This window comes from Arthrobacter sp. B2060, assembly GCF_059090445.1.
Genome location: NZ_JBNHFR010000014.1, coordinates 84,465 through 107,951, shown reverse-complemented (window position 1 = coordinate 107,951; position 23,487 = coordinate 84,465). Strand labels below are relative to the sequence as shown.

Genomic DNA, 23,487 nt, shown 5'->3' with positions numbered 1-23,487 from the left:
GTTTCAGACACGGACGCCTCCTTTGATGTATTCGTGAATCGCGATGATGTCGGAAACAAGGGCGTAAGCGGTTTCCGTGCGGCCCGCGCCAGGGCCAGAGACAGTGACGGCTCCGAGAAGGTCCGTGTTGAACGAGACCGCGTTGGTGGCTCCTGAAATGCCCGCGAGCGGGTGGTCCGCGGGGAGTGCGGCCGGTCGGACATTTGCCGTGATGTGGCCGTCTTTGCCGCGGCTGGCTTCGCCTATGAGCTTCCAGCGCTGGCCGTTGGCCAGTGCCTGCGCGACTTCGTCACTGGTAATGTCCTGGATCCCCGTGGTGTCGACTTCATCGGGGTGCAAGCTGGCGCCTAGAAGTTCGTTTGCCAGGATGGTGACTTTCAGCCGTACGTCGGAGCCGCCGATGTCTGCAGTCGGGTCCGCTTCGGCATAACCGCGTTCCTGAGCCTCTGCAATGGCCTCTTCCAGGCGCAATCCTGCTTCCATCCTGCCCAGCACGTAGTTGCTGGTTCCGTTGAGAATGCCTTGGACTCCGTTAAGTTCAAGTCCGTTAAGCATTTTTTGCGCCAGGCGCAGCACGGGCGTGCCGCTCATGACCGAGCCTTCGTACTCGAATTTGGTTTCATTTTCCCGGGCCAAAGCGTTGAGTTCGTGCCCGTAAAGAGCGACTGGTCCCTTGTTTGTGGTCACGACGTGCTTGCCTGAAGCGAGTGCCCAGCGTACGTGGGAGACGGCCGGCTCCCCGTCCACAGGGCTCGTGAAGGTCGCCTCGACGACGATGTCAGCAGAGCTGTTCTTGATGACTTCTTCGTTACGCGGTTCACGAGATCCGCCCTGGAGGCCTTCGAAGGAAGAACCTCGCGGCATGGCCAGTACGGCTGCCAGATCAATTCCGTCATCTTGAACAAGTGAACCGAACGCAAGATCCGTAATTGCAACTACGCGGAGCTCGAATCCAAGAGATGCGAAGCGGTGTGGTTCGTCTCGGATGAGCGCGGCCAGAGCTCGGTTGACTCCCCCGAAACCGATCAGGGCCAGGTTATACGTCGTCACTTGTTCTCCCTTGTTTGCTGTAAAACCTTGTCATTACAGCATCCGGCCGTGGAGTGTCAGCCAGCTATGGACACATCGCCCGCTGATCATGATGAAACGACCAAAACTGCAGATCCTTTAGAGCAAATGTTCCGATGAGATGGTGGGCCGGGGGATTTGGTCGAATTGGTCGCGACATCGCTTCGCGCGGACTGCGGGAGAGCGTCGCCATCGTGTTCGGCATCGAAAATGGATGGTCTTAGGGATAGCGGCCCGCCAGGCAGTTGTCCTGTTTGCGGGGGCTGGCGGTCGTTGCCGCGCTCTTTTTGGGGCAACGTATGCCCCTTCGCGAGGCTCTCCTGTGAGTCAACGAGACGTATGGCATACGAAGTCATTTGGGCGTAGCGTCGATTGGAGAATGGCTGCCGACCCGGAGTCTGTTGTCTACGGCCGGGCGGGCCAGTCTTGGTTTTCAAAGGGGCCGGGATGGCTGGATGGAATGCTGATACTGCGGCGGGCCCATTAGGAGGCGGAGCCGTCACTTTGGTGGAGGGCTCGTCCTTCTGTATTTCCATGCCAAACGGGGATATTCATCCAGCCCATCCACACGGTGTGTTCTTTCAGGACACCCGTATCCTGTCTGGTTGGAACCTGACCGTTAACGGGCAGCCACTGGAGCCCTTAGCGGCGCAAATGCTGGAACCATATCGGGCGCTGTTCGCGTGCCGCGTTACCCGCTCTGACGGGTATGCGGACAGCCCACTGATCGTGGAGCGGCTGCGCGAAGTGGGGGCTGGCATCCAGGAGCAAGTAACCGTTCGAAATTATTCGGCGGAGCCCGCGGAATGCATCCTATCTGTGCGGATTGAGGCCGATTTCGCCGATCTATTCGAAGTGAAGGAAGCGCGAATCCCGCGGCATTGGGACCAGACGCGCCAGGCTGAAGGGGGATCGCTGACTATCAGGGCTTCTTGGCAGGATGTCCGGAAGGGGATTATTGCCCAGGCCCCCGGCGGCGAGGTCGCCGTGGACGCTATTACATACAGGGTGTCAATCGCAGCGCACGGCGAGTGGAGCAGCCTTCTCACAGTGGTGCCGAGCATGGACAGAGCAGGAGCGGATACTACGTTTGTCCATACTGGAGGGGATGGGTTGTCTCCCCGGGACGTGCGGCGACGGGAGTGGGTGGCCAAAATTCCTGCGCTGCACATGGGCAACCGCTCCATCGAACGGACACTGCGCCGCAGCTACGACGACTTGGGTGCGCTACGCATCGAGGACCCCAATCACGCCGAGCGTGTCGTGGTAGCAGCCGGGGCTCCATGGTTCATGACACTGTTTGGTCGCGACGCGTTGTGGGCATCGGAGATGGCGATGCCCGTGGATCCGTCGCTGGCGTTGGGAACGCTGCAGACCCTGGCGGATCGCCAGGGCCGCGTGGTGGATGCGATGAGCGAAGAGGAGCCGGGCAAGATCCTGCACGAAGTCAGGCTCGATGTTTCCAGCGGGTTGTCTTTGGGAGGAAAGTCCGTTTACTACGGCAGCGTCGACGCAACGCCATTGTTTGTCTGCTGGCTCGGTGATGTCAGCCGTTGGGGGTTCGCACCGGAAACCATAGCCAGCCTGCTGCCTCATGCAGACCGTGCCATGGATTGGATACGTGATTACGGGGACAAGGACAGGGACGGTTTTGTTGAGTACGAGCGCCTCAACCCGCAGGGGTTGATCAATCAGGGCTGGAAGGACTCTTGGGATGGGATCAACTTCGCCGATGGGAAGCTGGCCGAGCCACCGATAGCCCTCTGCGAAGTACAAGCCTATGTCTACTCCGCGTACATGGCCCGTTCGTGGATGGCTTACGACACCGGCGATACGCCTTTAGCCAAGGAGCTCGCTGATCGTGCAGCGCAATTGAAAAAACGGTTCAATGAGCAGTTTTGGATGCCCGAGCGCGGGTACTACGCCATTGCGTTGGACGGAAAGAAGCGTCAGGTGGACGCGTGCGCTTCCAACATGGGCCAGTGCCTCTGGTTCGGCCTGGTGGATGAAGACAAGGCGCCGTTGGTGGCCGAACGGTTGATGTCCCCGGAGATGTTCAGTGGTTGGGGAGTACGGACCCTGGCTAACGACATGGGCGCCTACAACCCCGCCAGCTACCACAACGGATCAGTCTGGCCCCACGACAATGCGATTATAGCGGCTGGCTTGCTCCGCTACGGCTTCGTGGCAGAGGCGCAGCGGATTTCAACGGCTCTCTTCGAGGCGGCCGAGTTCTCTGACGGTCGCCTGCCCGAGCTGTTCTGCGGCTTCAGCAGGAAGCAGTTCCCCGAGCCAGTGCCGTACCCAACAGCCTGTTCGCCTCAGGCCTGGGCAGCGACCACACCAATCCTGCTGGTGACCAGCCTGATGAGATATGACGCCGATGTCTCCAAAGGGGGCCTCTGGATGGATCCTGTACTACCTAAGTCCTACGGGGACATGCACATCAGCAACGCCCCTATGGCAGGAGGCCGCATCACCATCGATATCGCCAATTCAGTACCAAGAGTACAAGGACTGCCTATAGGAATGACGCTCCATCGCGGGCATCGGCCGTGGTTTACGGAACTTGTAGAGAAAGCCGGTCGAGGCCAAGGACGGCAAGGCTAGGCAGGACTGTCCTGACACACCCTGATTTCCACACATTCCTGCCTTAGACCATCCAGTGGCTTGGAAATGTGTCAATAAAGAAGGTGTGTCCTCTCTTGCCAATAACCCCATCCCCTGCCGAAACCATTCCAAGGAAGCACCATGAAGACACGACGCAAGGTTTATGCGACCGCAGCTGCACTGGCCCTCCTCTTGACCTTGAGCGCTTGCGGCAATGAGGCCGCCGAGGCGCCGGCAACGGAGAGCGGCACAAACAACACGAGGGACATCTCCGAGGGCGTCCAGCCCGACCCCAAGGCCCTCAGTCTCCTGCCTCAGTCCTACAAAGACAGGGGCGAGCTCACGATCGCGATGGACCTGCACTCCCCGCCGACGAGCTTCCTCGCCGAGGACAACCAGACCCCGATCGGCCTTAATCCGGACATCGCGCGGCTCGTCGCGAAGAAGCTCGACTTGAAGCTGAAGTTCTTGGACACGAAGTTCGACACGATCATCCCGGGCCTCGACGGTGGCCGCTATGACTTCACAGTCTCGACCATGGCCGCCACCGAAGAGCGGCGCAAGGTCCTAGACATGATCGACTACTTCAAGGTCGGCAACTCCATCGCCGTGAACGCCGGGAACCCGCAGAATCTGACCAACGAGAGCCTGTGCGGCAAGAACATCGCCGTCGCCCAAGGCTCCACCGGTCAGCTGTTGCGACTCCCAGCCCTCAGCGAGCAGACCTGCACCTCCAAGGGAAAGCCGGCGATCAACCCCGTGACGCTGCCCAACATCCAGGAGGCCCTGGTCCAACTGCACTCCAAGCGCCTCGACGGCATCCTCTACGACACGACTGCGCTCTCATGGGCAAAGAAGCAGCAGCCGGGTTCCTTCGACATCCTTACACCCCAGCTCAACGTCGGCGGGACTGGCCTGACCAGCGTCGCACTGAAGAAGGGCTCGCGGCTGACCCCGGCCATGCAGGCTGCCATCCAGTCGGTCCTCGACAGCCCGGAGTACAAAGAGTCCCTTGAGACCTGGGGACTCGAATGGGGGGCCATCACCGAAGCCAAGCTCAACTAGCGGGGCTCCTCCATGGTCACGGCTATGAACAAAGGACGTAAAGCAACGATGGATAGCATTAATGCGGTCCCTGAAGCCACGGCTTCGGTTTCCGACTCCCTCCGAGTGGGAGCCGCGAAGCTGTGCCCGGGGAGTGGTTTCACAGCTCACGCGCACGTAGCCCTTACGAACCAAGCTTTACGTAACGGACTGTCTGCCCTATATCCAGTCGTGCGCGTGCTTGCTTTAGGAGTTCCGCTCCCAGGAAGCCCTGTCAGCAGTCGCTGACAGGCTTCCTAATTTTTGCCACCTGTTGCGTTCCATCGCCATTTGCGTTGTGGGATCCGTGCTCGGCAGAACGTTCCTGCCGAGCACGCAGAGGCCCGTTTTCGGCTAAGCTCGGCTGATTCCTTAAACGCCGATCTCCGTGATTCCGTCAACCTGCGCCTTTCCAGCTATGGCTAGCGGCTGGCCGGGTTGGCAGGGGAGGGCTTTAGGAAAGTTTGGCCTGGCGCAGGTACTGGTACACCGTCTCCCGGCTGATGCCGTAGTCGGTCGCGAGGACGGACTTGGGAGTTCCACTGGCGGCCCGCTGCACTAGCTCGGCCGCCCGTTCCGGCGTGAGGGTCTTTTTCCGTCCCTTGTAGGCGCCGCGGGGCGCCGGAGCCGCAGCCTACTGTATCCAGGCCTCACTGCCGTTCGACGCCGGCATCGGCTCCGGGGTCCAATATTGCCTCCGGGGCGCCTGCGCGGTTCCGCCGCCGACGCCGCCGACGCCGCCTACACAGCGTCCCAGCACGCCGTCGTCGGGCTGACCAAGTACTTGGCCGTGATGGTACGGGGCCACGGGCCTGCCTTTGTAGGCAGTGGCACCCGGCTCCCTCTATCACCTTCTTCCTTCCTCCGCAGTGACGACCGGCACCACATCAGCTGGGCCATCTTGGCCTCCGACGGTGGCTGGTCGGCGCTGTAAAGCACCCCACCAAAACGCCAGCGGACGACGGCGGGAGGTCCCGCCGTCGTCCATTCGGGCTTGCGCCTTAGCAGTTACCGCTGAGAGTCCCGGGCAGAACTGCACATCACCCCGCCGCCGTCGTAGTACACAGAAATACGAAGCAACATTTCGGGCCGCACCCGTAATCTGTTTAGATGCCTCGTTTTGCGCTTGATATTGAGTCCGTCCCCCGCCCTGCCCGTTCGCAGGAGCTGTTGGACGCGGTGAACCACCGCGTCGTCATTGCCGATGGCGCGATGGGCACCATGCTGCAGGGGCGGGAACTTTCACTCGAGAAGGACTTCCTGGGGCTCGAAGGCTGCAACGAGATCCTGAACGACACCCGCCCGGATGTGCTCGCGGACATCCACGACGCCTACTTCGCCACAGGCATCGATGCCGTGGAAACCAACACCTTCGGCGCCAACTGGTCCAACCTCTCTGACTACGGCATCGACGACCGGATCGAAGAGCTCGCCCGGAAGGGTGCGAAGATCGCCCGCGACCGCGCCGAAGCGGCCGAAAAAACAGACGGACGGATGCGCTGGGTCCTGGGCTCGATGGGACCGGGCACCAAGCTCCCCAGCCTCGGGCACACCAGCTACGACTACCTCAAGCAGACCTTCGCCCTGCAGGCCGAGGGCCTCATCGACGGGGGAGCGGATGCCTTCCTCATCGAGACCAGCCAGGACCTCCTGCAGACCAAAGCCGCGGTCAACGGCTGCAAGCATGCCATCGTGTCCCGCGGCGTAAGGCTCCCCATCTTCGTCGAGGTGACCGTCGAGACCACCGGAACCATGCTGATGGGCTCAGAGATCGGCGCGGCGCTCACCGCACTCGAGCCGCTCGGCGTCGACGCCATCGGCCTGAACTGCGCCACGGGGCCGGACGAGATGAGCGAGCACCTGCGCCACCTGTCCAAGCAGTCCTCCGTGGCGATCGCCTGCATGCCCAACGCCGGCCTGCCGGTGCTTGGTCCCAACGGCGCGCACTATCCGCTGTCACCCTCCGAACTCGCCACCGCACACGAGCAGTTCGTGCGGGAATTCGGCCTGGGCCTGGTGGGCGGATGCTGCGGTACGACGCCGGAACACATGGCCGCCGTCGTCGAACGGCTTGCGCCCTTCCGCAACGGGGCCTCGGTGGCCAGCGGCGGGAGGGCCGCCGATGGTTCCCGCGTTCCCACCGAGAGGGAAGCCGGTGTCGCCTCCCTCTACCACCATGTGAATTTCGACCAGGAGTTGTCCTACCTCGCCATCGGTGAGCGCACCAACGCGAACGGTTCGAAGGCATTCCGCCAGGCGATGCTCGAAGAGCGTTGGGACGACTGCGTCGATATCGCTCGCGAGCAGGTCCGTGTTGGCGCGCACCTGCTGGACGTTTGCATCGACTATGTGGGGCGCGACGGCGTGGCCGACATGAAGGAGATCGTCTCGCGTTTCGCGTCGGCCTCCACGCTCCCACTGGTCATGGACTCGACCGAACCGGCCGTACTCCAGGCCGGGCTCGAACTCATCGGCGGGCGTCCGGTGGTCAACTCGGTCAACTATGAGGACGGCGACGGCCCGGCCAGCCGCTTCGCGCGCATCATGCCGCTCGTGAAGGAACACGGTACCGCCGTGATTGCCTTGACCATCGACGAGCAGGGCCAGGCACGCACCACCGAGGGCAAGGTCGCCATCGCCTCCCGACTCGTCGACGCACTGGTGGGCGAATGGGGGATGCGCGTCGAAGACATCATCGTCGACGCCCTGACCTTCCCCATTGCCACCGGCCAGGAAGAAACCCGCCGGGATGGCATCGAAACCATCGAGGCCATCCGCCAGATCACCACGAAGTACCCCGGCATCAACACGACGCTGGGTGTCTCGAACGTGTCTTTCGGCCTGAACCCGGCCGCGCGCATGGTCCTGAACTCGGTGTTCCTGCACGAGGCCGTACAGGCGGGCCTTTCCAGCGGCATCATCGACGCGGCCAAGATCGTGCCGCTCGCGTCGCTCCCGGAGGAACAGCGCAAGGTGGCGCTGGACCTCGTCTGGGACCGCCGCGAGTACGACGCCGACGGCAACGTTACGTACGACCCCCTGGCCATCATGCTGGACATGTTCGCCGGCGTCGACACTGCAGCGCTCAAGGACCAGCGCGCCGCTGAACTTGCGGCCCTGCCAACCGGTCAGCGCCTGGAGCGGCGCATCATCGACGGCGAGGGCAAGGGCCTTGAAGAGGACCTCGACCTGGCGCGAAGCGAAGGCATGACCCCGCTCGGCATCATCAACGACAACCTGCTCGAGGGCATGAAGGTGGTGGGCGAGCGCTTCGGCGCCGGCGAGATGCAGTTGCCGTTCGTGCTGCAGTCCGCCGAGGTGATGAAGAACGCGGTGGCACTGCTCGAGCCGCACATGGAGAAGTCGGATTCGTCGGGCAAGGGCACCATGGTGATCGCCACTGTGCGCGGCGACGTGCACGACATCGGCAAGAACCTGGTGGACATCATCCTCACCAACAACGGCTACAAAGTCGTCAACATCGGCATTAAGCAGGGGATCGCCGAGATTATGGCCGCGGCGGAGGAGCACAACGCCGACGTGATCGGCATGTCTGGCCTGCTGGTGAAGTCCACCGTGGTGATGAAGGAGAACCTCGCCGAGCTGCAGTCCCGTGGCCTGGCGAAGAAGTGGCCGATCATCCTCGGCGGTGCAGCCCTGACCCGCGCCTACGTGGAGCAGGACCTGGCGGAGCAGTTTGATGGCGTGGTGCGCTACGCCAAGGACGCTTTCGAGGGCCTCTCACTCATGGAACCGCTGGTCCGCGTTGCCCGCGGCGAGTCGCCGGACGACGTCGGCCTTCCGCCGCTGAAGAAGCGGATCCATAAGGGAAGCGGCGCAAAGTTTACGGTGACCGAGCCGGAGGCGATGCCCGGGCGGTCCGACGTGGCCGCCGACAACGCCGTGCCTGCGCCGCCGTTCTGGGGCACGCGGATCGTACGCGGCGTGGCGCTGCACGACTACGCGGCTTTGCTCGACGAGCGTGCCACGTTCATGGGGCAGTGGGGGCTCAAGCCCGGCCGCGGCGATGACGGCGCCTCCTACGAGGAACTGGTGGAACTCGAGGGCCGGCCGCGCCTGCGGTACTGGCTTGACCGCATCCTCGCCGAGGGAATGCTTGATGCGTCCGTCGCGTACGGCTATTTCCCCGTGGTCTCCGAGGGCGAACAGGTGGTGGTGCTGCACCACGGAGAGGATCACGACGGCGTCCTCGGCACTGCGGGACTGCTCGCCCCCGACGGCGGTTCAGGCGGTCCGATCGGCACCGAGCGTCTGCGTTTCGACTTCCCGCGCCAGCGCCGGGACCGGCACCTGTGCCTCGCCGACTTCGTGCGCTCGCGCGAATCGGGCCAGATCGACGTGCTGCCGATCCAGCTGGTCACCGCCGGTTCAGCGATCGATGAGGTGACAGCGGAGCTGTTCAAGGGGAACCACTACCGCGACTACTACGAGCTCAATGGCCTGGTCATGCAGCTCACCGAGGCACTCGCGGAGTTTTGGCATGCCCGTATCCGCTCCGAGCTGGGTTTCGCAGCCGAGGAGCCCAAGGACAAGGCAGGGTACTTCAAGCTCGACTACCGCGGTGCGCGCTTCTCGCTCGGATACCCCGCGTGCCCCGACATGGAAGACCGCCGCAAGGTGACGGAGTTGCTGAAACCCGAGCGTATGGGCGTAATCCTCAGCGATGAGCTGATGCTGCACCCCGAACAGTCCACCGACGCGTTCGTGTTCCACCACCCGGAGGCAAAGTACTTCAAGGTGTGAACTGAAGCCGGTCTTTGGTCTGGGCGGATTGAGTCTTCGCGACTTGCCCGCTCCCGCTGGAGACCGGCTTCACCCGTCTGAAAGCGGCGAGAATGGCCCGGCCCACCACGGCGATTCCGACGATGGTGGTGATAGCACGCAGGGTGTCCCAGCCCGCCGTCGACGTCACCAGCGAATAAAGCAGGAAGCTGCTGAGGTTGGTTGCCAACGGCGCGCCGGGCACGTAGGAGATGCCGGTGCCGGCGCCGACCGCGAAGGGCCAGAACCACAGATTGGTCAACAGGCCGAACAGGTAGGACGCCACGGCGCCGTAGCCGCACAGCATCCACAGCTCTGCTTTGCCGCGCACACGGCGGGGCAGCAGGCCGGCCCCGGCGCCCACCCACGCACAGGCGAAGATCTGGAACGGTGTCCAAGGCCCGATGCCACTCCACAAGGCGCTTGAGACGGCGATGGTGGCGGCGCCGAGGAGCAGGCCGAAACGGGCACCGAAGGCCCGGCCGGCCAGGATCAGCAGGATAAAAACTGCCTCTACGCCCCCGACGCCGGTGCTTGCCACCCGGACTGCCGAGCCGACGGCGGCCAGGACGCCGAGCAACGCCACCGTGTGTGCGGAGCGGACCGAGCCGTCGAGGGACACGACGATGGCAACGACGGCGATCGGTGCAATAGACAGGGCCGCGTACGGGAGGGCCGCGGCGGCATCCTCGGGGAGCGCCGCGGCGAGCAAAGGCCAGCAGAATGCAGCGAGGGCCAGGAGGTTTGCTGCGGCGAGAATTGCGAGCTCGACGCCCCGCGGCATCCGGATGTGGTGCTTTCTTTCCGCAGCCGGAATATCTGTTCGTCGCTCGGTGAACCGTGGTGCAACTATGCGGTGCGCTGTGGCGGCACTGGTTGGGACGGCACCGGCTGTGGCGGCACCGGCCGGGACGGCCTCTGACACGGAAGAGGGGGCGACGCCGTCATGCATCGGGAGGATCCGGGCGCCGAGGCCGTGGGCAAAGTCGACATCGTGTGTGGCGATCAGGACTGCCGTGTCGGCGTCCGCTGCGGCCCGCAGCGCCGCCGAGACTGCTGTGCGCGCCGCAGGATCGAGTCCGCGGGTGGGCTCATCGATCAGGAGCACCTGGGGGTCGTCCATGGTCTGCAGCGCGATGGCAAGTATCCTGCGCTCCCCTGCAGAAAGGTCCCGGGGATGCTCGTGTCCAATGGGAATCCGGACGCCTCCCCGCAACCGGGCAAGGCGCGACTCAGCAGACATTGGGACAAGCTGGTCACTGCCTGGGCGGCGGTCTTGGTGGCGCCGGCCTGAGCGAGGCCGGCCCGATTGACGCGCAGCGCGCGCTAGGCGCCGGTCGGCCGCGCGGAGCTCTCCCGCGACCGTATCCCTCGTGAAGAGGTCGTCCGAGGCGTCCGGCACGAGGGCGACGCGGCGGCCGTCGACCGTGCCGCCGTCGACCATTCCTTCACCGCCCGTTCCTTCACCGAGGGCGAGCGCCACGAGGAGGGACGACTTTCCGGCGCCGTTCGGCCCCACCAGGGCGACCACTTCACCGCGGTGCAGGGTCAGGGATGCGTCGCGCACGAGCGGCTTGCCCTTGCGGTGCACCGCGAGCTTGGTCGCAGTCAGTACGGGCACTGGCTCCGCTGGCTGTGCCGGCGTGGGACGGGCAACGAGAGGGGGCAAAGGCGGTGATGGCGCAGCGCTCGGCACCAGGGCGCCGTCGTCGATGGTCCACCACGAGTCGGCAACCGGTGTGAGCGCTTCCGCCCGGTGCTCCGCGACGATGACGCAGACATCGGCATCGCGGGCGAGGGCGCTGAGCACCGCGATGACATGTCCGCGTACTGCGGTGTCAAGATCGGCCAGGGGCTCGTCAACCAGGAGCAGGGCCGGTTGCTCCACCACCGCGGCGGCGATGGCTACGAGCGTTGCCTCACCGGCCGAGAGGGTGCTGACATTCCGGTCCAGCAGCGCCGACACCCCGATGCTCTCGGCGACCTCCAGCACCCGGGCCTTGGCAGCATCGGATGGCACGCCGCGCAGCTCGAGTGCGAGCCCGATTTCGTCCCGGACGCGGGTGCTGGCGAATGCGGCGCGGGGATTCTGCAGGACGACGCCGATGAGGCGGGCGGTGTCGCGCGGCGGTGTGGCGGCACGGTCCGTCCCGGCAATGCGCACGGTGCCGGAAATTTCTCCGCCGTCAACGTGTGAGAGGAGGCCGGCGATACCGCGCAGGATGGTGGACTTGCCCGAGCCTGTCGGCCCGGTAATGACCGCAATTGACCCGCTCGGCGGCGCGAAGCCGGCGACACGCACCTGGGCGTCGCCGATGCGGAAGTGTGCATCCCGGACGACAACCGGTGCTTCCGTGCCGCCGGGCTGCTGTGCTGCCCGGCTCCCAAAGCCGCGCAACTCCAAGGCCGCGGCAACCCGGCCAGCGTGCTCAAGGGTGCGCTCGAGCACGGGAATAAGGGCGCGGGCTCCGAAGCGTTCACCCCGCAACCGGAACGCCAGGCGCACGGAAGTCACGGCGTCGGCAAGCGCCGGAAGCGCCGCCCACGCCACCACAAGCATCCGGGCAATGCCCTGCATGGGCCCGCGTCGGGCCAGGTGAACGAAGCCGCGGGCTATGTCCACCCAGGCGTTGAGGATGCCGAAACCGAGGATTATTCCGGCAATCGGCAAGGCGGACAGGACCGCCTGCCACATGCCGTGTCCGGTTACCGGGCCGAGGAGGACAACATGGGCGTACGGGGCAGGCAGCGGTACCGCCGGCAGGTCGAGCAGAACCGGCTCACCGATGCCCGCCCCGTTAAAGAGGATGCGGTAGATGACCCGCGCCGCGATGAATACGACGGCGAGAGCCGCCGCTGCGCGTAACGGCGCGGGTCGAAAGGTCATGCCGTGGGCGTGGCCGGTGCGCCGTCGACCGTGAAGAGCAGCTCCAGGCTCTGTCCGGGGCTCACCTTCAGGGTGCCGAGGCCTTCCTGGGCATATGCCCAGGCACCGGAGGCCGGCTTAACCCAGAGAGCCCAGTAGGCAAAGGCGGCGGGCATCTTCTTGCACTCTTCCCGGTACGTGCCGCCCTTGTGGGCGATGTCGAAGTCAGCGGCGGGCACACCGTTTACACGGCACACCAGTTCCTTGGGGTATTCGGCGGTGCCCTCGGTTTTCACCTTTGCCTCGTCGAGCACCTTGGAAGCGAGGGTCGGCGCGTCCACGGGCACGCAAACTGACGTATCAGCGGCGGCCTGCTTCAGGGCGCCCGAGTCGACAATGACCTTCACACCGGCGCAGGGCCCGGAAGCGGCGCTGGATGAAGTCGTTGCCGGGGAAACCGGTGCGGAGGTTGTTGGCTGGGTGGCGGCCGGCGCGGAACAGGCGGCGAGAGTAAACAGGAGACCTGCGGCGGCGAGGGAGCTCGCGGCGGCGGTGCGGATCTTAGTCAAAGTCACCTGTCAAGGGTAGGACGTTGTTTATCCGGATCAGGATGGCGCCGCGTTGTGTGACGTTAGTTCTCCACTACATTGCACGTTTTCCGCGGGTATCCAGTGCGCTGGTCGAAGGCCTGGTCCGGGACCATCGGCCCGACCTCGGCGATCGTTCTTTAGCGCGGGGGCCAATGGCTCGGGACAACGCGACCTTCCGGCTCGGCGACGATCTGGCCGTGCGGCTGCCGCGCAGGCCGGAGGCCGTTCCGCTGATCCTGCGTGAGCAGCGCTACCTTCCCGACATAGCCCGCCGCTCCCCGGTTGCGATTCCGGTCCCGTCCATGCCGGCCGGCCGACGTCGGCCCAGCAGATCGCGGGCCAGCCGCGGAAGGCCTCGCCGAGTTCCTGCTGTCCCTCCATGTGCCTGACGAAACCGGCATCCCGGTGAATCCTTTCCGCGGCGTGCCGCTGACGGACCGTGACGCCGCGGTGGCGGATCGGCTCGGGGACTCCGGACGCTACCCGCAGGCAGCAGCGCTCAGAGCGGTGTGGGCGCAGACCTGTGCCGCCGAAACCTGGGACGGCCCGGCGATCATGCTTCACGGCGACCTTCACCCGGGCAATATCATCCTGGCGGACGACGGTTCGCTGGCCGGCCTCATCGATTTCGGCGACGTCGGGGCAGAGGACCCGGCTGTCGATCTTGCGGCGGGATGGCTGATGTTCGACGCCGGTGCCCGCCACCGCTTCATGGACGCCTTTGGCTCCGCAGTGGATGAGGACACCTGGTTGAGGGCCCGCGGCTGGGCTCTCATCCTCTCCACCGCAAGGCTGAGCCACTCAGACGACAATCCGCGGATGTTCGCCCTCGGAGAGTTCGGGATCAGGCAGATCCTGGAATTCTGACTTTGCCTGCAACCTTGAAGCCCCGTTAATTGTCGGTGCCTGCTGACATGCTGTGGGTATGGAAAGCAGAGCAGTCGCGGAGACGTTGGAGGCCATGGAAGCCTCCCTTGCTGCGCTGCGGTCATTTGTCGGTCACGGCGCAGGCACCGTGTCCTCGACTGATACTGACCCATTGCAGGGCGAAGCTGGCGCATGCCTGGACGGTCTGGCCGAGCTGGCCAGTATGGACGCCAGGCTGGCCGCATTGAAAGTGCACTTCGCCGCTGGATACGCCCACGCTGCCGCTGCCCTGGCGGCCCCGGCTTCTTCCCCGCAGGAGCGCACCGCCCAGGCGATGGCCGTGACAGCAGAAGTGGCCTGCGTCCTGACCCTGAGTGAAAGATCCGCAGCGGCATTGCTGGCGGAGTCAGCCACACTGACCACCGGGTTGCCCCTGACATTGTCCGCACTGCGGTCAGGAACCATTTCGTGGCAGCACGCGCGAGTGATGTGTGATGAAACCTCCGGTTTGGACCCCGCCGCAGCTGCTGCCTTGGAGGCCCATTTCCTGGACCCCAAAGCTCCCTTTGCCGCGCGTGGCTGCCCGGCGGGGGAGCTGGTGCCGGGCAGGTTCCGGGCGAAAGCGCGCAGCTGGCGTGAGCGGCACCATCCCGTCAGCATCGAAGCGCGGCACCGCAAGAGTGTGAAGGACCGCCGGCTGGAATATGTGCCGGACCGGGACGGCATGGCCTGGCTATCGGCCTACGTGGCTGCCGACGTCGCAGCCGCTGTTTGGTCCCGTGCCACGGACGCTGCGCGTGCCCTGCAGGGGCCGACCGAATCCCGGACTCTGACCCAGCTCCGCACGGACGTCGCTTCTGACTGGCTGATGGCGGGGGAAGCAGAAGGAACCCCGTCACCAAAGGCGCAGGTCCTGATGACCGTTCCGGTGCTGTCACTCTTGGGCGCCGTGACGGAACCGGCCATCCTGGACGGGTACGGTCCCGTTCCGCCGAGTATGGCCCGACGGCTGGTCGGCGATGGTGCCGGTTCGTTCCTGCGTGTACTGACCGATCCGCGCAGCGGAGCGCCGCTGGAGATCGGACGGACCAGCTACCGGGTTTCGAAATCGATGCGCCAATGGCTGCGGCTTCGGGATGGCCGGTGCCCTTTCCCTGGCTGCAACAACCATTCCCTGGATAATGAAGCGGACCATCTGCTGGCCTGGTCAGAGGGAGGTGGCACCGGCGTCAGCAACCTGGCCCAACCATGCCGGAGGCACCACAGACTCAAGCACACCACTGCTTGGAGGCCGACTGATGCCACCCGGGACCAGCCTCCCGGCTGGATTTCACCCGCGGGACGCTCCTATCCCAGCGAACAACAAGACTGGGAACCACCATACTGGCCGGACCACCCCGCCCTTGTGGGCGAAGCCCTCGGGTGGGAACCGCCTGACTGGATGGACGTAACGGACGGTCCCGCCGCTTTCCGAGATACCGGGCCGCCATTACCGGTGGATCCCCTGCCTGACTGGGCACAGTTCACCGCGGCGTAGGATCGACTCCCTACGGCCACCTCATGCTCAGCGGACGACGGCGGCTGGTCGGCGCTGCAGTACCTCACCGAAACGCAGGCGGACGACGGCGGGAGGTCCCGCCGTCGTCGGCTCACCTCACGCCGCTGGTCAGCGGGATCATCCCGAACGGGGCAGTTCAGGATGCCGAGCGCGTGTCGAACGCTGCAGCCGATTCCCGCAGAAGGCGTGCGACTGTGTCCGCAGGCATACTGGTCGACCGCCGCCGGTCGAACCGGCGCAGAACGATGCGCCGCGTACCCAGTCCGGGGACGTCCAGGATGTCGACGCCATCCTGAACGACGCCGCTCAACGCCAGGGTGGGCACGATCGCAATCCCCTCGCCCGCAGCGACGAGTGCGAGGGCGGTCAGCGTCTCCTGGTACTGATGCACAGTCTCCATCTGGGCACCCGCTGACTGGCGAAGCCGGCCGAGCACCGAAGAGTTGGCGGCTGACGGCTCGACGCCGAGCCACGGAAGTGGCAGTCGCGCAAGGTCAACATTCTCGGTGGTGAGCAGGGCACCCGAGGGAACCACCAGCTTCCATGGCTCGTCCAGCAAGGGCTCCTCGGTCATGCCGGCGGAAAGTGAACGCTGCTCGGCAGTCGTCGAATCGAGCTCGACCACGACCGCGTCGAGCTCGCGCTGGCGGAGCAACCGCATCAGGGCAGGGAAGTCGTCCTCGACGATCCGGATCTGTAATTGCGGGTACTGGCTGCGCCACTCGGGCAGGCGCGGGATCACCACCGTCCGAACAAAGCTGGTGAATCCGCCCACCCGCACGACTCCAGCGACCTTGGCCCCTCCCTCGATCCGGGCGCGGGCGACGCTGAGTGCGCGTTCAATCTCCTCACCGGCTTCTGCTATTGCCAGGCCGGCGGGCGTCAAAACTGAGCCTTTGGGCGTGCGCACCACCAAGGCGTGCCCCGTCTCGTCCTCCAGTTTGTTGAGCTGCTGTGAGACGGCGGAGGCCGTTATTCCCAGCTCGTCAGCGGCGGCGAGCACCCCGCCCGTGCGGGCAACCGCCAGAAGCACGCGCAGCCTGCGCGGATCAATGTCCATGTTAAGTAGTTCTAAACCATGTCTTCAGTGGAATGCAATTGCCCTACATCAGTTCCGTCCTGATAATTGCTGGTGAACCGGCTAGGCCCGCGGGAGTAATCCAAGCAGGCCGTCCAACGAAGGAGGTTCTCGCCGACAGGTGAGCAAAACGCTGGTCCAGCCGATGCCTGGTCCATTCCGCAATAGCCTCTTCCGAAACACGCACCTCCAGCCCGCCATCTACACTCCGCCCAGCGGATGGCAGCGGGCATAACTTCTGAAAGGACATCATGGAACTGCTGTGGGAAATCGCAGGTTGGGCAGGCGCGGTTGCGATACTCGGTGCCTACTTGGCCGTGTCCATGGGCTGGCTGAAGGCCGGCAGGGGCTTCCAGACCGCGAATCTCCTCGGTGCTGGCGCCTTCATAGTCAATGGCGCATTCCACGAAGCATGGCCGTCCGTGGTCACGAATGTCGCGTGGTGCCTCATTTCCGCCGTCGCGCTTTTTCGCATGCGTGGGGCGGGCCAGCCGGCAGCGGCAGCCGCTGATGCTCCGCAGGTTCAATTTCCGGGCGTCCCCGACACCACCGGCCAGCTGGCAATTGTTGAAGCGCCGCGGGCACGTCGATTTACATAACCCCGTGTGGGGTCCCGTTGCAGGCCTCTTGCTCCCCTTAAATCAGCCGTTGTGGCGGCGGCCCAAACGGGTCCACCATGATCCCATGGATGCTGAAACACCCAAGGCGGTGGAACTGAACCTCCCGCAGGCTTTCCTGCTCTTGGCCACAAACGACAAGGACGGCAAACCTGAAGTGCCGGTCTTCGCACTCAGGACCAGTGTGGCGGGGGCAATATTGGCCGAGCTGGACCTGATCGGTGCCATCGGGCTGGAGGGGAAGCACGTCAAAGCGACCGGCGCCGCCCCGAAAACAGACTTCCAGCACGAGCTGGACCTCATCCGTGGCAAATCCCGCCCTCACACTCCCAAGCAGTGGGTCTCGATACTAGAGAGCCGCGCCGAGGTGCAGCGTGTCTATGAGGGGATGGCGTCGCTGGGCATCGTGGAACACGTCGGCGCGAAGCATCTGGGCCGGTTCCGGGCCGTGCGATATCCGGAGAGGGACCACGGCCCGGAGGATGCGCTCCTGAAAAAGATCGAGGCCGCACTTTACGGTGCGACCACTGATGCCGGGGCCCCTGCCCCTACAGCGACGGATGCCGCGGCGCCTGATGCCGGGGCGGCCGGGGCGCCCGATTCCACGGCGTCCGATGCCGGGGCACCTGGGGCCGGGACGCCTGATCCCGCGAAGCCTGATGCCAAGGCTCCCGATCCCAGGACCACAGCGCTGATCGCCCTCCTTCAGGCGGCTGGGCTGTTTGGCAAGCTCTTTCCGGCAGCGGATCGAAGCTGGTCAAGTGAGCTGTCGAGGGACTTTTGGCCATCCCGAGCGGTGGAGGACGAACTTCGCCTGATCAGACTGGCGGAGGAAGAAGCCGCAACCCTGTAACGCTGCCTGAATTCGCAGGTGCGGCCTCGTCGGTCTGCGTGGACTCCAGGAGTCCGCCGCCAGCCAGCCGCCTCAGAGTGCGGTAAGTCCGTGCTTTGCAAGGTAACCGCGCCCTGAATCCCTGCAGACGCGCGCTGATTGGCAGTTTGCGTCAGCGCGCTGCACAGGCGCATACACGGCACGGTGGTCATCCGCACCAGCCACGCAGCCCCGTGACCGTCCGTCAGATAGTGGCAAGTGCGCCCTTGGCGCTTTCCACCAGAACATGGGTGCCTGCGGGTACGTGTACGACTTCGCCGTCAATCTGGCAAGGAACAGCGTCCCGCGTCGTGAAGGCGTAACTGTTGACGCTGGGTTGATGCCCCAGCCCCAGGGTGACGGCCCGAAGGGTCATCAGCGCCATCTTCCAGCGCCCAGCATGGGGCAAGGTCACCACCTCGAACTGACCGTCGTCGGGGTGGTTCGACTCGCTGACCGTTCCGTACTTCGCCATCCGTGAGATGTTGGCCAGGATCAGGCTGTCGAACCGGGCGGTGGCCCCGTCGGCCCTGACGAGCTCAAACGGCTTCAAATGAGAGAGCGTCCGGGCGACGGAGAGGAGTTCGAGGATTTTCCCTTTTCCGCCCTTTTCGATTCCGATCGCCATCAACGGGGTGAGCCCGAACCCTACATAGGAGTGGGCGTATTGGACTTGGCCCCGATGCGCCCCGCCGAAGGTTATCCGCAACAGGTCGATACGATGCACCCTGCCTTCGCGGATGGCCTCCGTCAACGGTCTTGCCGTCATGCTCCTGTGATGATCATTGGCGTTGCCCGCAGGGAGCACAGTGCACACCGCCCTGCTGGCGGGAACGTCCATCACCCCGTTGACGACCTCGTTGTACCCGCCGTCGCCGCTGACCGAGATTAGGAGCGCGGCGCCTCGCGCGGCCACGGACCGCGCAAGATCTCGGGCGTGCCCCGCATACTCCGTCGGCAGCAGGTCAATCTGCAGATCCGGCAGTTCGGCGGCCAGATCCCGCTGTACATCGCCGATCCGGTCGGCCATATCGGCCTTGGCAGGATTGAAGACCAGGACTACCCGGTCAAATGGGGCGGCAGGTGCCCGGTCATCAGCCATGGTGCGCATCCTCCAGACCCTGTTGCGGTTAAGTCCAGCCTAGCCGGTGGCACCCTCGTCCCAAAGGTTCCGGAGGGGGTGGCCGCCTGGGTAAATGAAGAGGTTGAGCTTCAGCCCCCGGCCCATTACAACGCCGATCCGATGGAGGCCAGCTCCGCTGAACCCGCGCCGGAATAGCGGTTCTTCGGCCGCGCCAGGCCATAGTGTTCACGCAGGGTCCGGCCGGTGTACTCGGTGCGGAACAGCCCGCGCTCCTGCAGGATGGGCACCACGCTGTCCACGAACGTCTCCAGCCCCGAGGGCAGCACCGGCGGCATGATGTTGAAGCCGTCCGCTGCCCCGGCGTGGAACCATTCCTGGATGGCGTCCGCCACCTGGAGCGGTGTGCCGGTGAAGGTCCGGTGTCCGCGGCCGCCGCCCAGCCGGCCGATCAGCTGACGGACCGTGAGCTTCTCCCGGCGGGCAAGCTGGACGATCAATGTGTAGCGGCTCTTGGCCCCCTCGATCTCGTCCTCACTGGGCAGATTGTCCGGCAGCTGGCGGTCAAGGGGCAGGTCCTCGGGGGCAACCCGCAGGGTCTTGGCCAGCTGGATCCGGGCGTACTCAGGTTTGATCAGCCGGTCCAGTTCCCGTTCCAGCGCCAGGGCTTCCTCCTCGGTTTCCCCGATGACGGGGACGATGCCGGGGAGGATCTTGATGGTTTCCGGATCCCGGCCGGCGGCGGCGGTGCGGGCCTTCAGGTCGCGGTAGAAGGCCTGCGCATCCGCCAGGGTCTGGTGCGCGGTGAATACCGCATCCGCGTACCGGGCGGCGAGGTCCTTACCGTCCTCTGAGGAGCCGGCCTGGACGATCAACGGGTGCCCCTGCGGTGAGCGGGGCACATTGAGCGGACCGCGGACCTTGAAGTGCTTGCCTACATGGTCGATGGTGCGGATCTTCCCGGCGTCGCCCCACACGCCCTCGGCCTTGTCCGCGAGCACGGCGTCGTCCTGCCAGCTGTCCCACAGCTTCTGCGACACCTCGATGAACTCGGCGGCGCGCTCGTACCGGACGGCGTGGGCGGGCTGGTCGTCCACGCCGAAGTTCCGGGCGGCGTCGGGGCCGGCGGTGGTGACCACGTTCCAGCCGGCGCGGCCGCCGCTGGCCCAGTCGACGGACGCGAAGCGGCGGGCCAGGTTGAACGGCTCGTTGTACGTGGTGGAGGCCGTGGCGATAAGTCCGATGCGCTCGGTGGCCCCTGCGATCGCGGTCAGGAGCACCGTGGGCTCCAGCTTTCCAGCCGGACGGCGGCCCACCTCACCGAACAGGACGGGGGAGTCGGCGAAGAAGATGGAATCGAGCTTGCCACGCTCGGCGGTGCGGGCCAGTTGCTTGTAGTGCTCGACGTCGGTACTGGACTGCGGGTCGCTTTCCGGCAGCCGCCAGGACGCCTCGTGGTGGCCGGTGCTCATCAGGAAGGCGTTGAGGTGGAGCCGGCGGTGGCTGGATTCACTGTTCGATGAGATGTTTTCAGAAGACATGGGATGGTCCTTCGGGTGAGAGGGTTAGTGGCTGGAGCCGACGACGCCGAGATCGGCCAGGAGGTCGCGGCGCAGGGCGTCGTGCCCGGCTGCGTCTGTGTGGGTTCCGGCAGCGGATGTTCTGAATGCCGGCGCCACGGTGCGGACAGTGGCGATGCGGCCGTGGTCGAGGACCACGATCCTGGACGCCAGTGCGATGGCCTCGTCCACGTCGTGGGTCACCAGCAGGACGGCCGGGCGGTGTGCGGCCACCAGGTCCTGGAGCAGTCCGTGCATTTTGATTCGGGTCAGGGCATCGAGCGCGCCGAATGGCTCGTCCGCCAGCAGCAGCTGCGGTTCGCGGACCAGCGACCGGGCCAGCGCCACGCGCTGCTGCTCGCCGCCGGAGAGCTCGTGGGGCCATGACTTTTCCCTGCCGGCAAGCCCCACTTCGGCGAGGGCTTTGCGTCCCCGGGATTCGGCGTCGTGCTCCCGCAGGCCCAGGGTGACGTTGCCAAGCACGGTGTCCCACGGCAGCAGCCGCGAATCCTGGAAGACCACGGACACGCGCTCGGGGACGCTGATCACGCCGCTGCCGCGCACATCATGGTCCAACCCGGCGAGGGCGCGCAGCAAGGTGCTCTTGCCGCAGCCGCTGGGTCCGAGGAGGGCCACGAACTCGCCGGGGGCAATGTCCAGGTCCACGCCGTTCAGGACGCCCTTGGGCCCGAAGCTGCGGATCAGGCCCCGCACCGAGACGGCACCGGCGGACTCCGTTTCGGGGGAAGATACGACGGCGGTCAGCCCGCCAAGGTGCGCTGCCATGAGAGGGCCTTTCGTTCGATGAAGCGGACGGTGCCGTCGGACAGCAGACCAAGGATGCCGTAGACCGCCAGTCCGAGGACGATGATGTTGGTTTGGCCATAGGTGCGGGCGAGCTCCATCATGTAGCCGATGCCGCTGGTGGCGTTGATCTGCTCCACCACCACCAGGGACACCCAGGCTCCGGTGACCGCGAAGCGCAGGCCCAGGAAGAACCCGGGGAGTGCTCCGGGAAGAACCACCTTGCGGATGAAGGCCGCTTGGCTAAGGCCGACGGTCTGCGCCAGCTCGACGTACCTCAGGTCGATTCCGCGCAGGCCGGCGTGCGTCTGCAGGTAGACCGGGACGAAGACGCCCAGGGTGATGGTGAGGACCTTCATGGTCTCGTCGATCCCGAACCACAGGATGAGCAGCGGGATCAGGGCCAGCCCGGGGATGGCTCGTTTGATCTGCACCGGTCCGTCGATCAGCGCCTCGCCCACGCGGCTCAGCCCGGAAAGGAGTGCCAGGACCGCGCCCACGAGCGGGCCGAAGAACAGTCCCAGGCCTGCCCGCTGGGCGGAGACGGCGAGGTTTTCCTGCAGCCTGCCGTCTGCGATCAGTTCACCGGCCGTGGTAACCACCGTCCATGGCTCGGAAAGGATCCGCGGATCCAGGAGCCCTGTTGCCGAGGCAATGGTCCATAGCCCCAACAGGGCCGACGGGCCCAGCAGCCAGGCGAGGCGCCGCCGTCGTCCGGGACCCAGCCTCCTGCCGGTGGGTCGCAGGTCCTCACGTGCGGCGAATGCAGGGTCCAGGTGGGGTTCGACGACGGGACGTTCCAGAACCGGGGCGGCGCTCACGCTGAACCGCCCTTGCCTGCCGAGGCGAAGGCGGTGCCGGCGATGGCCTCGAAGCGGGTGTCGTAGAGGTCCGCCGCGTTCAGGCGGGGCTTTTTCTGTTCCCGCGCCAGCAGGTCGATTGTCTGCTGGTGCCGGGCGATGCCCTCGGCCCAGGACGTGGGCAGGTCCCGCTTTCCCGCCGCCTTAATCAGGTAGAGGCCGTCCTCGCGGGAGAGGCCCTGGTCCTTGACGTAGTAACCCTCGAGCCATTCCTCGGGGTGGTCTTGGATCCACCGCTGGGCTTTGCCCCAGACCTTGACATAGGCAGCGAGTGCGGCGGCCTTGGCGGGGTCGGCCAGGACCTTGGCGGGGGAATAAAGGTGGCCCGGATCGTCGCGCAGGCCATGCCGGAGTGTTGTGGCGCCGTCGGCCTTGTACTTGGAGAGATAGCGCTTGATCTGCACACCACCCAGCGGCGCCGCGTCCACTTGCTTGCTGGCGAGCACGGTGGAGTAGGTGTCGCCGGTGCTGGGCAGCTCCACCAGTTGTACATCGTCCTGCGTCAGCCCTGCCTTTTCGAGGATTCTCAGCACCAGCGCACCTTGGGCCTGGCCTGGGCTGTAGGCGATTTTCTTGCCTCGAAGGTCCTCCAGCTTGGAGATGCCGGAGCCGGGGGCGACGCCGAGTTCGTACAGCGGGTGGTTCACGGCGTCCTGCCGGTAGGCGCTGGCGATGATCCGGACTTCAAGGCCGGTCCAGGTGGCGTGGATCGGTGGGATGTCGGCCACCGATCCCACGTCCAGGGCGTTGGCGCGGAAGGCTTCTGTGGTCTGCGGACCGCCGGAGATGTTGGCGAACTCCACGTTGACGCCGTCCAGTTCCTTGATCAGGCCGGAGAGCTCCAGAGCCACGTGGATGGTGGGATCGCCCACCTTAATGGTGGTTCCGGCGGGTACGGAGGTGGCGAGAGGTGCCGTGGCCGCGAGTGAGCCCTGCCCGCCGCCGGCCGTGGCGTTTCCGCCGCACGCCGTGAGGAGGCCGAGCGCTGAAATGGCCAGGAGACTTCCCAGGGCACGGCGGCGGGTGAACGATGGCACGCGTGTTGTTCGAGGGGGCAGGGTGGAATCAGCGGGGGACATGCTTGACCTTTCGGAAAGGGTTGAGCGAGGTGTCGGATAAGAAGGCACAGCAGAGCTGGCCCTAAAGAGAGCCTGGAAGGGAAGAAGACCGGCGGTGTTGGCCGCGGTTAGAGA

General features: G+C 65.3%; 17 protein-coding genes and 1 pseudogene. 8 read left to right on the top strand and 10 right to left on the bottom strand.

Features of this window, described 5'->3' with window-relative positions:
* Positions 1-3: 3 nt before the first annotated feature.
* A complete protein-coding gene (locus AC5RUM_RS20065; protein ID WP_494036596.1) occupies positions 4-1,050 on the bottom strand; it encodes a homoserine dehydrogenase in 1,047 nt (348 codons plus the stop codon).
* Positions 1,051-1,515: 465 nt separating this feature from the next.
* Between AC5RUM_RS20065 and AC5RUM_RS20060 the strand changes: the two genes are divergently transcribed.
* Complete coding sequence (locus AC5RUM_RS20060) at positions 1,516-3,678, top strand: amylo-alpha-1,6-glucosidase (protein ID WP_494036595.1); 2,163 nt, start codon at positions 1,516-1,518, stop codon at positions 3,676-3,678.
* Positions 3,679-3,819: 141 nt separating this feature from the next.
* Positions 3,820-4,743, top strand: a complete 924-nt coding sequence (locus tag AC5RUM_RS20055) for an ABC transporter substrate-binding protein (RefSeq protein ID WP_494036594.1) — start codon at positions 3,820-3,822, stop codon at positions 4,741-4,743.
* A gap of 472 nt (positions 4,744-5,215) precedes the next feature.
* On the opposite strand, the pseudogene AC5RUM_RS20050 reads toward AC5RUM_RS20055, so the two are convergent.
* Positions 5,216-5,377 (bottom strand): annotated as a pseudogene (locus AC5RUM_RS20050) (helix-turn-helix domain-containing protein); the annotation flags it as partial.
* 75 nt (positions 5,378-5,452) lie between these two features.
* On the opposite strand from AC5RUM_RS20050, the gene AC5RUM_RS20045 reads away from it, so the two are divergent.
* Complete coding sequence (locus AC5RUM_RS20045) at positions 5,453-5,695, top strand: hypothetical protein (protein WP_494036593.1); 243 nt, start codon at positions 5,453-5,455, stop codon at positions 5,693-5,695.
* A gap of 176 nt (positions 5,696-5,871) precedes the next feature.
* Positions 5,872-9,525, top strand: a complete 3,654-nt coding sequence (gene metH, locus AC5RUM_RS20040; RefSeq protein ID WP_494036592.1) for a methionine synthase — start codon at positions 5,872-5,874, stop codon at positions 9,523-9,525.
* Here metH and AC5RUM_RS20035 read toward each other — a convergent pair.
* Entirely contained in the window at positions 9,515-12,430 is a 2,916-nt protein-coding gene (locus AC5RUM_RS20035) for an ATP-binding cassette domain-containing protein (protein WP_494036591.1), read from the bottom strand. The two genes, metH and AC5RUM_RS20035, sit on opposite strands and share 11 nt — an antisense overlap.
* Positions 12,427-12,984: a hypothetical protein gene (locus AC5RUM_RS20030; RefSeq protein WP_494036590.1), complete on the bottom strand. Its 558-nt coding sequence runs from the start codon at positions 12,982-12,984 to the stop codon at positions 12,427-12,429. Before AC5RUM_RS20030 ends, AC5RUM_RS20035 begins: the two co-directional genes overlap by 4 nt.
* 396 nt (positions 12,985-13,380) lie before the next feature.
* Between AC5RUM_RS20030 and AC5RUM_RS20025 the strand changes: the two genes are divergently transcribed.
* Together AC5RUM_RS20025 and AC5RUM_RS20020 are read left to right on the top strand one after the other, a co-directional pair.
* Positions 13,381-13,866, top strand: coding sequence for a phosphotransferase (locus tag AC5RUM_RS20025; RefSeq protein WP_494036589.1), 486 nt, complete (start codon positions 13,381-13,383; stop codon positions 13,864-13,866).
* Positions 13,867-13,924: 58 nt separating this feature from the next.
* Positions 13,925-15,403 (top strand): HNH endonuclease signature motif containing protein, encoded by a 1,479-nt coding sequence (locus AC5RUM_RS20020; RefSeq protein ID WP_494036588.1) that lies wholly within the window; start codon positions 13,925-13,927, stop codon positions 15,401-15,403.
* 157 nt (positions 15,404-15,560) lie between these two features.
* On the opposite strand, the gene AC5RUM_RS20015 is transcribed toward AC5RUM_RS20020, so the two are convergent.
* Positions 15,561-16,484: a LysR family transcriptional regulator gene (locus AC5RUM_RS20015; protein ID WP_494036587.1), complete on the bottom strand. Its 924-nt coding sequence runs from the start codon at positions 16,482-16,484 to the stop codon at positions 15,561-15,563.
* Positions 16,485-16,753: 269 nt separating this feature from the next.
* Between AC5RUM_RS20015 and AC5RUM_RS20010 the strand changes: the two genes are divergently transcribed.
* Both AC5RUM_RS20010 and AC5RUM_RS20005 read left to right on the top strand, forming a co-directional pair.
* Positions 16,754-17,101, top strand: coding sequence for a CBU_0592 family membrane protein (locus tag AC5RUM_RS20010; protein ID WP_494036586.1), 348 nt, complete (start codon positions 16,754-16,756; stop codon positions 17,099-17,101).
* An 85-nt stretch (positions 17,102-17,186) separates the two neighbouring features.
* Positions 17,187-17,972, top strand: coding sequence for a GOLPH3/VPS74 family protein (locus tag AC5RUM_RS20005; RefSeq protein WP_494036585.1), 786 nt, complete (start codon positions 17,187-17,189; stop codon positions 17,970-17,972).
* A gap of 223 nt (positions 17,973-18,195) precedes the next feature.
* Here the strand turns inward: AC5RUM_RS20005 and AC5RUM_RS20000 are convergent, their stop codons facing one another.
* From AC5RUM_RS20000 to AC5RUM_RS19980, 5 genes are all read right to left on the bottom strand, one after another.
* Entirely contained in the window at positions 18,196-19,092 is an 897-nt protein-coding gene (locus AC5RUM_RS20000; RefSeq protein ID WP_494036584.1) for a diacylglycerol/lipid kinase family protein, read from the bottom strand.
* 125 nt (positions 19,093-19,217) lie between these two features.
* Positions 19,218-20,612 (bottom strand): LLM class flavin-dependent oxidoreductase, encoded by a 1,395-nt coding sequence (locus AC5RUM_RS19995; RefSeq protein ID WP_494036583.1) that lies wholly within the window; start codon positions 20,610-20,612, stop codon positions 19,218-19,220.
* A gap of 24 nt (positions 20,613-20,636) precedes the next feature.
* Entirely contained in the window at positions 20,637-21,416 is a 780-nt protein-coding gene (locus AC5RUM_RS19990) for an ABC transporter ATP-binding protein (RefSeq protein WP_494036582.1), read from the bottom strand.
* Entirely contained in the window at positions 21,392-22,255 is an 864-nt protein-coding gene (locus AC5RUM_RS19985) for an ABC transporter permease (protein WP_494036581.1), read from the bottom strand. The genes AC5RUM_RS19990 and AC5RUM_RS19985 overlap by 25 nt, the downstream gene beginning before the upstream one ends.
* On the bottom strand, positions 22,252-23,373 hold the full coding sequence (locus tag AC5RUM_RS19980; protein WP_494036580.1) for an ABC transporter substrate-binding protein: 1,122 nt from the start codon (positions 23,371-23,373) through the stop codon (positions 22,252-22,254). Before AC5RUM_RS19980 ends, AC5RUM_RS19985 begins: the two co-directional genes overlap by 4 nt.
* Between the last annotated feature and the right edge of the window lie 114 nt (positions 23,374-23,487).